At 71.2% G+C, this 10,784-nt stretch carries 9 protein-coding genes; 5 read left to right on the top strand and 4 right to left on the bottom strand.

Translation table 11 applies throughout. The annotated features are described in order from the left end of the window. Positions 1-159: 159 nt before the first annotated feature. Positions 160-1,014 carry a response regulator transcription factor gene (locus MJ783_RS16015; RefSeq protein WP_370651650.1) on the bottom strand — a complete coding sequence of 285 codons (855 nt, stop codon included), beginning with the start codon at positions 1,012-1,014 and terminating at the stop codon, positions 160-162. Positions 1,015-1,282: 268 nt separating this feature from the next. Between MJ783_RS16015 and MJ783_RS16010 the strand changes: the two genes are divergently transcribed. Beyond that, on the top strand, positions 1,283-2,467 hold the full coding sequence (locus MJ783_RS16010; protein WP_239311246.1) for a hypothetical protein: 1,185 nt from the start codon (positions 1,283-1,285) through the stop codon (positions 2,465-2,467). Positions 2,468-2,521: 54 nt separating this feature from the next. On the opposite strand, the gene MJ783_RS16005 is transcribed toward MJ783_RS16010, so the two are convergent. Continuing rightward, complete coding sequence (locus MJ783_RS16005) at positions 2,522-3,769, bottom strand: helix-turn-helix domain-containing protein (RefSeq protein WP_239311245.1); 1,248 nt, start codon at positions 3,767-3,769, stop codon at positions 2,522-2,524. A gap of 121 nt (positions 3,770-3,890) precedes the next feature. Here MJ783_RS16005 and MJ783_RS16000 point away from each other — a divergent pair, with 121 nt between their 5' ends. The 3 genes from MJ783_RS16000 (at position 3,891) to MJ783_RS15990 (ending at position 6,967) form a co-directional block, all read left to right on the top strand. Then, complete coding sequence (locus tag MJ783_RS16000) at positions 3,891-4,142, top strand: GlsB/YeaQ/YmgE family stress response membrane protein (RefSeq protein ID WP_239311244.1); 252 nt, start codon at positions 3,891-3,893, stop codon at positions 4,140-4,142. A gap of 174 nt (positions 4,143-4,316) precedes the next feature. Then, positions 4,317-5,618, top strand: coding sequence for a pitrilysin family protein (locus MJ783_RS15995; protein WP_239311250.1), 1,302 nt, complete (start codon positions 4,317-4,319; stop codon positions 5,616-5,618). Continuing rightward, the gene (locus MJ783_RS15990; RefSeq protein WP_239311243.1) at positions 5,615-6,967 is read left to right on the top strand and encodes a pitrilysin family protein; all 1,353 of its coding nucleotides are present in this window, start codon (positions 5,615-5,617) and stop codon (positions 6,965-6,967) included. The genes MJ783_RS15995 and MJ783_RS15990 overlap by 4 nt, the downstream gene beginning before the upstream one ends. Before the next feature lie 55 nt (positions 6,968-7,022). Here MJ783_RS15990 and MJ783_RS15985 read toward each other — a convergent pair whose 3' ends face one another. After that, positions 7,023-8,054: an ANTAR domain-containing protein gene (locus MJ783_RS15985; RefSeq protein ID WP_239311242.1), complete on the bottom strand. Its 1,032-nt coding sequence runs from the start codon at positions 8,052-8,054 to the stop codon at positions 7,023-7,025. A 137-nt stretch (positions 8,055-8,191) separates the two neighbouring features. Next, positions 8,192-8,431 (bottom strand): mycoredoxin, encoded by a 240-nt coding sequence (locus MJ783_RS15980; RefSeq protein WP_239311241.1) that lies wholly within the window; start codon positions 8,429-8,431, stop codon positions 8,192-8,194. Between the two features lie 95 nt (positions 8,432-8,526). On the opposite strand from MJ783_RS15980, the gene MJ783_RS15975 reads away from it, so the two are divergent. Continuing rightward, positions 8,527-10,728 carry an ATP-dependent DNA helicase UvrD2 gene (locus MJ783_RS15975; RefSeq protein ID WP_239345814.1) on the top strand — a complete coding sequence of 734 codons (2,202 nt, stop codon included), beginning with the start codon at positions 8,527-8,529 and terminating at the stop codon, positions 10,726-10,728. Positions 10,729-10,784 lie beyond the last annotated feature (56 nt).

Below are 10,784 nucleotides of genomic sequence, written 5' to 3'. Positions count from 1 at the left end.
CTGGCCGTCGAGGCGTCCCACCAGATAGTCGCGAAGTGCTATCTCCGTGACGACACCCACCACCAGGCACACCGCCGCGAGCAGCCCGACCAGGCCCGTGACCAGGCGGGCCCGCAGTGACCACCCGAGGCGCCATGCCCTGTTACCCACAGCCGCCGCTCATGGCCGATGCTCGCCAGGCTTCAGGACGTAGCCCGCGCCCCGCACAGTGTGGATCATCGGCGTGCGGCCGGCGTCGATCTTCTTCCGGAGATAGGAGATGTAGAGCTCGACGACGTTGGCCTGGCCGCCGAAGTCGTAGTTCCAGACCCGGTCGAGGATCTGGCTCTTGCTGAGCACCCGGCGCGGGTTGCGCATCAGGAAGCGCATGAGCTCGAACTCGGTGGCCGTGAGCTCGATCAGGTCGTCCCCGCGCCGGACCTCGTGGCTGTCCTCGTCCAGGGTCAGGTCGCCGACCGTCAGCTCGGGGGAGGTGCGCGTGGCCGCGACGCCGGCCCGGCGGATCAGGCCCCGCAGCCGGGCGACGACCTCCTCCAGGCTGAACGGCTTGGTCACGTAGTCGTCGCCACCGGCGGTGATCCCGGCGATGCGGTCCTCCACCGCGTCCCGGGCGGTCAGGAACAGCACCGGGACGTCGGATGCCTCCGCGCGCAGCCGTCGCAGCACCTCCAGACCGTCGATGTCGGGCAGCATGACGTCGAGCAGCACCGCGTCCGGGCGGAACTCCCGGGCCGTGCGTACCGCGCCGAGCCCGTCCGCGGCCATCCGGACTTCCCAGCCCTCGTAGCGCAGCGCCATCCCCAGCAGTTCGGACAGCGCGGGCTCGTCGTCGACGACGAGCACCCGCAGCGCGGTGCCGTCCGCCCGGCGCAGCGCCGGGAGCAGCTGGCGCGTGTTCTGGCGCACCGGCTGGTGCGCCGCCTGGTGCGCCGGCCCGTGCGCCGGCTCGTGCGTGTCGTCGGCCGGTCCGCCGGGGGACGCCGGCCCGCCGGGGAGCAACGCCATGGCAGTCATGCAAACACAGTGACCGTGCTATCCGTGCGCCAGCCGTGTAATTCCTGTGAATTTCCTGTGTTTACCCGGCGGGGCCGGACCGAGGCCTATCGATCCGGGGCGTATCGATCCGGGACGTGCCAGAGGCGGGCACAGTAGTCTTCTCAGCGCCGGAACGGGTATAAGGGGCGTGGCCCCGCGGGGTGCGGCCGGGGTCCGGATCGCGTGATCCGGCGAGCGGCGTCCGCCGGCCGGGTGGGTCGTGACGGTTTGGCAACGGGGGTAAGGCATGCCGGATTCCGCCATCGTGGATGTCCCGATCGGGCTCATCCTGGTGTTCGCCATCGGCAGTGTGGCGGTCTCGCGCCTGAACGAGACCGTGTTCGGCCTGGTGTGCTACCGCGGCCGTCAGCTTGAGGCCGAGCTGCGTCGTCTCTTCGGCGACCGGCCGGTCGACAGCACGGCCGCCGCCGTCGACATCAGCCGGACGGCCCAGCTCCTCGACGGCCCGCTGCGGGGACTGCGCTCGGGCAGGCATGCGGGAGAGGCGCCGGACATAGGGACCGCGCCGGTCTCGGCCAGCGCCTGGCGGCGGGCCCGCCGGATGCGGCTGCCGTCGTACATCCCGTCGGTGGCATTCGCGCGCGGCGTGCTCGACATGCTGGAACCGCCCGCGCGGGTGCTGCTCGCTCGGATGGACCGCCTCACGATCCCCGACGCGGCGCTCCCGGCCCTGCGAGAGGCGCACCGGTCGCTGACCGATGTCAGCGCGGCCGCGCTGTCCGAGGCGCTCGCCGCCTCCCCGGCGGCCACCGAGGAAAGCCGCCGGATCGCCGTGTCGATCGTCGGGCTCGCCGCCGCGGAACCGGTCGGGCCGCTGCTGGACGAGGTGGCCAAGCTGCCCGCGGACGCCCCACTCCGATCAGCGCTGATCGGCATCGTCACCCGCGCGGGCCACGACCGCGACCGGATCATCGCCGAGCTCGCCGAATGGTACGACGACACGATGGACAGGCTGTCGGGCTGGTACAAGAGGCGCGTCACGCGGTTTCTGTTCGTCTACGCGTTGCTGCTCACCCTGGTGCTGAACCTGGACGCGGTCGCTCTCACCAACGCGCTGTGGGAGAACCGGTCGCTGCGGACCGCCGCGGTGGAGGCCGCGTCCACCGAGCTGGTGTCGGCCACGGCGACCGCCACACCCGCCGCCAGCGCCGGGGAAGCCGCGAACCGGGCTGTGAACGCCGTCCGGGACGCGGCGGCGCTACGCCTCCCGCTGGGGTGGAGCGGGGCCGGTGCCGACCGTTCGGATCCCCGGCGGATTCCCGATGACACGGGTGGCTGGGCGTTGAAGATCTTCGGGTGGCTGCTCACCGCGCTCGCGCTCTCGCTGGGTGCGCCGTTCTGGTTCGATCTGCTCGGCCGTTTCGTCAACATGCGCAGCAGCGGTCCCAAGCCCACTCCCGCCAGCGACTGACCAGCCTGGGCGCCGGTTGGCATACCCGTGGGCATGACCCGCCGCGCCAGGGCGTCACGGTGACCGGCACGGGTCGGCGCGCAGGACGAGCTCAAGTTCGAAGCGGACGTCCGGGTCGTCCAGGCCGTCGCCGAACAGGGCACGCAGCTGGTTCAACCGGTAACGGATCGTCTGCGGGTGGACCTGGAGCTCGGCCGCGATCCGGCCACGTTGCCCCCGCAGCCGCAGCCATAGCAACAGGGTCTCCGCCAGGCGCGCACGGACTTTGGCGGGCAGCCCGTCCAGCGGGGCGAGCCGCCGGCTGGTGAGGTCGGCAAGCAGCGCCGGGTCCTGGGCGAGCAGCAGCTGGGCCAGGTGGTCGTCGGTGAACAACGGCTCGCCGGGGCCGTCCGGCGCTCCAGGCAGCGCGCCGCGGTCACGGACGCCTCGGGCGAAGGCCGCTCTGGCCGCGCTCGCGGACGCCTCGGGCCACGGGACGGCCGGGCCGACGATGGCGCCGAGACCCGCCAGCGCGCGTTCAAGCCATCTCCGGCGGCCGGGGCCGGCCGGGTCGCCGATGAACATCCAGATGTCATCACCCTTGATGGCGCGGGGGGCGTCGGGCGGCAGGGCCAGGCATCCGACGCGGTGGTTCACCCGCTCCTCCTGGCCGTCCGCGCTCGTGTCCGCGTTCGTGTCCGCGTTCGCTGGCCCCGGCACGATGACCGCGGCGAGGATGTCGGGCAGCCGGTAGGAGGCGGCACGAGCGGTGTGTTCGATCGTCACCGGGCTACCGCCCGACAGCATCAGCTCGCCGAGCCGGTCCCACAGCCGGCCGCGTTCGCTCGCCGCCTGGGACTGCGCCAGCGCATAGCCCTCGGCGGTAGCACCGGAGATCCCGTCGATATAGGCGAACATCGTCTCGGCCAGCGACACGAGCCCGTCAGCGTCCAGCCCGCTGTGCTGCGCCGCGTTCGCCAGCCGGCGCCAGGCGACCCGGGCGCCGACCCGGTAGGCACCGAGCAGCGTGTCCAGGGAGCGGCCGGCGCGGAACTCGCCGCGTCCCAGCCGGACGTAGACCTCGCGGCTGGTGGCCAGGTCCGGCGGGCCGCACGAGTGCGTGCCGACCACGGTGAGGAAGCGCATCAGGGCCTCCTCAACACCCTGGTGGACACCGCGGCCGAAGGAGCCTTCCAGCGGACGTGCGTACGCCGGTACCTCGCGCGCGATAGCCGCGATCAGGTCATCGCTCAGGGTTACGAGCTCGAGTCGCAGGATATCGGCTAGATCAGAAGGAAACTGTCCTCCTGGAACAGTTTGCATCGGGCGCACTCTACTCCGGGTGGTCACGCTGCCAGGGTGTCTCATCGACCGTCGCGAGGAAGGCCGGCCGCGCTTCGGGCCGGCATTGCCTCCGGCCGGCCGTAGTGGATAATCAGGCATCGTGGACGTGCCGACCGGTTTGTTCAGCGCTGTGGTCACCGGCGTCATCATCGGCGTTCTCGCGCGTCTGGTCGTGCCGGGCCGGCAGGCTATCGGCTGCCTGATGACCATTCTGGTCGGGCTTGTCGGCGCCGCGATCGGCCTGATCGTGGCCAGGGGGATTGACGCCAGCTGGCTTCTCACCCTCGCTCTCCAGGTCGCCGTGGCCGCGGTTCTGGTCATGGTGGCGGCGGGAAGCCGCAACATGCGCTGATCGACGGGTCATGCCCGCCGATGGGAGCCCCGGTCCAGCCCTGACGGGATTCTTCGCAAGCAACAGATCCCAGCGGTTGTGGCCTTGTGGCGCGGATCATCCAGGACCAGAACCATCAACGGCGCGGGAGCAGTAGCGTTGCCAACCGTGCCCCCTCGTACCGAGACGAACACGATCGCCGTTTCGCTGCCGGCGCCCTCCTATCCGGTTGAGAAGACCTCGCTCGCCAACGGCCTGCGCGTCGTACTGGCCCCGGATCACACGGCACCGGTCGTCGCGGTGGCTGTCCACTACGACGTCGGTTTCCGCTCCGAACCCGAAGGCCGTACCGGTTTCGCGCACCTGTTCGAGCATCTGATGTTCCAGGGCAGCGAGAATGTCGGGAAGGCCGAACATCCGAAGTACGTGCAGGCAGCCGGGGGCATGTTCAACGGCTCCACACACCCGGATCACACCGACTACTACGAGTTGTTGCCGTCCGGGGCGCTGGAACGCGCGCTGTTCCTGGAAGCCGATCGGATGCGCGCTCCGCGGATCACTCGGGAGAACCTGGACAACCAGATCGCGGTTGTCCAGGAGGAGATCCGGGTGAATGTCATGAACCGCCCCTACGGCGGCTTTCCATGGATCACGCTCCCACCTGTCGCGTTCGACACCTTCCCGAACACGCACAACGGCTACGGCGACTTCCATGAGCTCCAGGCGGCGAGCCTGGACGATGCCGAGGACTTTTTCGACAAGTATTACGCGCCTGGCAACGCCGTGCTCACCGTCGTCGGTGACTTCGACACCGAGAACGCGCTCAGGATGATCGATCGTTACTTCGCGGGGATCCCGCCCCGTCCGGTGCCGGTCCGGCCGAGTTTTGCCGAGCCGGTGCGTACGGAGGACCGGCGCGCTGTCCTGACCGACCCGCTGGCCCCCCGGCCCGCGCTTGCCGTCGGCTACCGGGTGCCCGACCCCACGGCGGACCTACCGGCCTTCCTGGCCTATGACGTGCTCACCCATGTCCTGTCCGCCGGTGACGCAAGCCGTCTGGAGCGGCGGCTCGTGCAGAAGGACCGATCAGTGATCAGTGTCAGTACCTACCTCGGCACCTTCGGGGACCCGTTCGACCAGCGGGACCCGCTGTTGCTCACCTTCGAGGCGCGCCATCCGGCTGAGTCGTCCAGCGCGGCGATCCTCACCGCGGTGGACGAGGAACTCGACCGCATCACCGCTGACGGCCTGGAACCGGGCGAGCTCGCCCGCGTGCAGGCCCGGATCGTCTCAGGCCTGCTACGTGAGGCTGACGACGCGCTCGGCCGGGCGCTGGGCATGGCCGCCTTCGAGCTGCACCGCGGCCGTCCCGAACTGATCAACGAACTGCCCGGTCTGGTCGGCGCGGTGACCTCGGACGGGGTGCGGGCGGCGGCGGCGGCGTTGCGCGCTCAGGGCCGGTCGGTGCTGGAGCTGCGCGCCGGAGCGGCGTCATGAGCCAGGTTGATCTGCGCGGCGGCACCGGGACCGCTCGTATCCCGCCGGTGGCGCCGACCGTTGCGGCCGATCTTCCCGCGGTGGCCGAGCGGATGCTGCCAGGCGGGCTGCGGGTACTGGTGGTCCGGCGGGCCAGTGTGCCACTGGTGGAGGTGCGGCTGCGCATTCCGTTCACCGGTCGTGGCGCCGCGCATCAGGCCCGCGCCGAGCTGCTCGCCGAAACCCTGTTCACCGGTACCCAGTCGCGGGACCGGGTCGAGCTCGCCACGGCCGTCCAGGCGCTGGGCGGAGCGCTCTCGACCGGGGTGGACGCGGACCGGCTCGCCGTCGTCGGCTCCGCGCTCGCGACCAATCTCGTTCCCCTGCTCGATCTGATCGCCGAGGTGCTCACCGGGGCGGTCTACCCATCGAGCGAGTTCTCCGGTGAACGGGAGCGGGTCGTCGAGGAGGTCACGATCGCCCGCAGCCAGCCCGCGGTGATCGCCAGGGAGGGCCTGCTGCGCCGGTTGTACGGCGACCATCCCTACGGCAGCGACACGCCCGCGCCGGACGTGGTCGCCACGGTGACCGAGGCCGAGGTGCGTGCCCTGCATGCCGAGCGCGTGTCACCGGCGGGTGCGATCCTGACCCTTGTCGGGGATGTCGATCCGCGGGCCGCGCTCGACCAGGTCGAGGCGGCGTTCGGCGGGTGGGCCGGCACGCGGGCCGATCCCACGCCACCGTTGCCGGCGCTGGTCCACGGCCCCGTCATGATTATTGATCGGCCCGGTGCCGTGCAGACGAACATCCGCATCGGCGGGCCGGCTGTGGACCGCCACGACCCCGCGTACGCCGCACAGCGGCTCGCGAGCACCGTTTTCGGCGGCTACTTCAGCTCACGCCTGGTGTCCAACATCCGTGAGGACAAGGGCTACACCTACTCGCCACGCAGTTCGGTCGACTATCCGGTCGCGGGAGCCCGTTTCACGGTGACCGCGGACGTGGCAACGGACGTGACCGCGCCGGCGCTGCTTGAGATCTTCTATGAGCTGGGGCGGATGGCTGTGCTGCCGGTGGCCGCTGATGAGCTGGACGCGGCCCGCCAGTACGCCGTCGGCACACTGGCGCTGTCCACGGCCACCGCCGTAGGGCTTGCCTCGACGCTGTCGGCGTTGGCTGGCGCCGGTATCGGCGTCGAGTACCTGCGTGACCATCCCGTGGCGCTCGAGGGCGTGACGCCCGAGGACGTGCTGGCGGTCTCGGCACGGGTGCTGGCGCCGTCAAAGCTGGTGACCGTGCTGGTCGGGGACGCGGAGAAGATTTCCGCCGCGGTCAGCGGCCTCACCGAGCTCGTGACCGCTGACCGCTGACTGTTGTCGCTGGCCGCTGGCCGCTGGCCGTTGCCGCTGACCGGGTCTCACCCGGTCAGCGGCGGGACGGATTCGGCCGGGGCGGTGTCGGTCGAGGGCTGGCACCGCCCCGGCCGGCCAGTTCTCCGGGCAGGACCGCCCGCGGGTCGGCGACCGACTCGACCACCTGCCGGGCCAGCTCGTGCACGCGCCGCCCCATGCCGCGGGCGGTCCGGCGGAGCCGTTCGAACGCCTCCCTCGGACGGATGCGGTGACGTTCGGCAAGCACTCCGATCGCCTGCTCGACGATGACCCGTGAGGCCAGCGCATGCTCGAGCTGGACGACCGACAGCCGCAGCCGTTCGATCTCGGTCGGATCATGATCGGGACGCCGGGGCCGACCAGGCGGCGCGAGATCCTCGGCAAGCAGATCGGCGAGGACCATCGCGGACAGCAGGTCGCCGACCGGCCGCACGTCACCGCCCGGACCTTCCACGATCCACCCGGCCGGCGACCTACGCAGGCGCATCTCGGCCTCGGGGCGGCCGGCGGACGGCCCGTTGTCCGGCGCGCCTGGGGACGGCCGCCGCCGGGCGGGCTGGCTCAGCCGCGCCGCTGTGCCGGATTCCGCTGGTGACGGTGCGGGCGGGCCGTTCTCGGTTCGCCCGCCGGCTTCGGCCGGCTCGGTGCTCTCGGCATCGTCCATGACGGTGCCGAGAGCACCGGCAATGCCGCGCAGCATTACGATCATGGATGGCGCGAGGGCGACCTGCGCTCGATCCAGCCCGATCAGCAGGCCGTGTAACCGGCCATCGCCACCCAGGACCGCGACGGCGACGTAGCTGCGCACCCCGAGCCGCGCCGGCTCGTCCGTGCCGGCGACCGCCGGATCGCTGGTCACCTCGCTCAGAGCCACGGGCGCGCCGTCGAGTACCCGCGCGCCGATGGCTTCACCCCGGGGCAGGGTGAAGCCATCGGCGAGGCCGGGCAGAGCGCCCGTCGTCCGCCGGTAGGTCGCGGTCGAGGCCGACAGGGCCACGAAGGCCGTCGCTTCCATCCGGTGGACGGCACCCGCGGCCTGCAGCGCGGCATCGACCGCGCTCCACATACGTGCTGAAGGTACTGACGACACAGCCCGAACTCTGCCACAAACTTCACGGGCAGTGACGGACACCGTCCTCCAATCTGGTGCCACGGGCGTTCGGTGAGCGTGGAAATCAAGGTAGCTGTTGCTCTGTGTATCCTTTATGCGGCAGAAGCGACCTTCTCGGTAACCTGGCGCAAGCTCGGGTTCGTCAACGCGGTGCCGTCGGCGAAGACAACGGTGGGTACCGTTGCGTTCCCGTTGTTCGCGGTCCGGACGATCCGCTCGGCTTCCGGGTTCTCCTCGATGTCGACTGTCACGTACGCCAGCCCGGCCGCGTCGAGCTGGCGCTTGAGGCGGACGCAGTAGCCGCACCACGATGTCGTGTAGATCGTTAGCACGAACAGCCCTTTCTGCCGCGATGGCGGAACAAATCTTCATAACCACGGCGCGGCCGTGTCGCTTCCCGTCGGTGGGAACGGCTACGGTCCCCTCTATGGCCGGTTCGAGGGTCCCACCGAGGGATGACGATCCCGCCCGGCCGGTGGCGGGTGAGGCTCAGGCGTTGGTCGAGACGCTTGATCCGGAGCAGCGGTCCGCCGTGCTCGCCCCGATCGGCCCGGTCTGCGTCCTGGCTGGCGCGGGCACGGGCAAGACCCGGACGATCACCCATCGGATCGGCTTCCTGGTCGCTACGGGGGCACTCCCAGCCGGTCAGATCCTTGCTGTGACCTTCACCACGCGTGCCGCGGGCGAGCTGCGGGGGCGGCTGCGGGCGCTCGGTGCCGCCGGAGTGCAGGCGAGAACTTTCCACGCGGCCGCGTTGCGGCAGCTCGGGTACTTCTGGCCGAAGGTGGCGGGAGCGGCGCTGCCCAGGCTCGTGGAGAGCAAGATCGCGCTGGTCGCGCGGGCCGCCAGCCGGCTGCGCCTCACCCCGAGCCGGACGGAGCTCCGGGACCTCACCGGTGAGATCGAGTGGGCCAAGGCGACTCTGCTCACCCCCGCGGACTACCCAGCCGCCGCGGCTGCCGCGGCGCGCGAGACCACGCATCCCGCGGAGGTGATCGCCGACCTGTACGCCGCGTATGAGGCGGTCAAGCGGGACGCGGGCGTGCGCGACTTCGACGACCTGCTGCTGCTGGCGGCAGCGGTGATCGAGGAGCATCGCTGGGTCGCGGACGAGCTGCGGTCCCGGTACCGGCACTTCGTGGTGGACGAGTACCAGGACGTCAACCCGCTGCAGCAGCGCCTGCTCGATGCCTGGCTCGGCGAGCGGGACAGCCTCTGCGTGGTCGGGGACGCGAATCAGACGATCTACTCGTTCACCGGGGCGTCCCCGCGCCACCTGCTGGAGTTCCCCCGCCGCTTCCCAGCCGCGCACGTGGTCCGTCTCGTGCGTGACTACCGCTCCACCCCGCAGGTCGTCGCGCTGGCCAACGGGCTGATCGCGCGTGCCGGCGCGGCCGGGCAGCCGGCCCCATCCGAGCCGCTGAAACTCCTCGCGCAGCGTCCGGACGGCCCGGTACCGGTCTTCAGCGAGCACGACAGCGAACCCGAGGAGGCCGCCGCCATCGCCGGCCGTATCCGCGCGCTCCTGGCCGCGGGCGTGCCGGCCAGCGAGATGGCTGTGCTGTACCGGGTCAACGCCCAGTCCGAGGCCTACGAGAGCGCGATCGCCGCCGCCGGCATCCCCTATCTGGTCCGGGGCGGCGAGCGCTTCTTCGACCGGCCTGAGGTCATCGAGGCGGTGCGACTGTTGCGGGCGGCGCTGCGCTCGGCCGAAGGTGACCAGCCGGACGGCCTGGTCGCCCAGGTCAGTGACGTCTTCGCCGCGGTGGGATGGCGCTCGGACGACCCGCCGCATGGCTCGGGCGCCGAGCGGGAGCGATGGGAGAACCTGGCCGCGCTCGCCCGCCTGGCCGATGACATGGTGGCGGCCGATCCCGGGGCATCTCTCGAGCGGTTCGTGGCAGATCTCGCTGACCGTGCCGCGCACCAGCACATCCCCACAGTGGAGGGGGTGACGCTCGCCTCCCTGCACGCGGCAAAGGGCCTTGAGTGGGACGCGGTCTTTCTCGTCGGTCTCGTCGAGGGGACGTTGCCGATCATCCATGCCAAGACCCCCGCGCAGATCGAGGAGGAGCGTCGGCTGCTCTACGTCGGTATCACCCGGGCGCGGGAACATCTGACCCTGTCGTGGGCGCTGGCCCGTAACGAGGGCGGTCGCAGATCCCGCAAGCCCTCGCATTTCCTTGACGGGCTCATGCCGCGCCCGGCCGCGGCGCCGGGCGCGCCGGCTCGGGCGGGCACGGGGGACGCGGGCGAGCGCGGCACCGGCGGGCAGCGGTCACGGAATCGCTCCGCGGTCCGCTGCCGGGTGTGCGGACGCCCGTTGGCGGGTCCGGCGGCCAGGGTGGGCAGATGCGAGGACTGCCCCGCCGACGTCGACCAGGCGCTGTTCGAGCGGCTGCGCGCCTGGCGGTCAGCTCGGGCGAAGGAGCAGGGCGCGCCGGCATTCGTGGTGCTCACCGACGCGACCCTGATGGCGATCGCCGAGCGCCGGCCCGCCGATGTCGCGCAGCTCGCCGGTATTCCCGGCATCGGCCAGGCCAAGCTCGACCGTTACGGCGAGGACGTGCTGGCTCTTGTCGACGGGCGGGCGCTGCCCGCGTCCGTCCCGTCGCCGTCATCCGGGTGACCAGCCTTGCTCTTTAGAGCGCCCGGCAATAGGGGTGCGGATCAAGGAGTGGGGCT

The organism is Protofrankia sp. Cj3, assembly GCF_917627355.1.
Taxonomy (GTDB): domain Bacteria; phylum Actinomycetota; class Actinomycetes; order Frankiales; family Frankiaceae; genus Protofrankia.
Note: the sequence above shows the minus strand (reverse complement) of the source record. Positions and strands in the feature narration are given on the sequence as shown.

Bases quoted from the DNA above. Each gene is read 5' to 3' on its own strand.
- MJ783_RS16005 (WP_239311245.1), bottom strand. From the start codon at position 3,769: ATGCAAACTGTTCCAGGAGGACAGTTTCCTTCTGATCTAGCCGATATC.
- MJ783_RS15990 (WP_239311243.1), top strand. From the start codon at position 5,615: ATGAGCCAGGTTGATCTGCGCGGCGGCACCGGGACCGCTCGTATCCCG.
- MJ783_RS15975 (WP_239345814.1), top strand. From the start codon at position 8,527: ATGGCCGGTTCGAGGGTCCCACCGAGGGATGACGATCCCGCCCGGCCG.
- MJ783_RS15985 (WP_239311242.1), bottom strand. From the start codon at position 8,054: ATGTGGAGCGCGGTCGATGCCGCGCTGCAGGCCGCGGGTGCCGTCCAC.
- MJ783_RS16010 (WP_239311246.1), top strand. From the start codon at position 1,283: ATGCCGGATTCCGCCATCGTGGATGTCCCGATCGGGCTCATCCTGGTG.
- MJ783_RS16015 (WP_370651650.1), bottom strand. From the start codon at position 1,014: ATGACTGCCATGGCGTTGCTCCCCGGCGGGCCGGCGTCCCCCGGCGGA.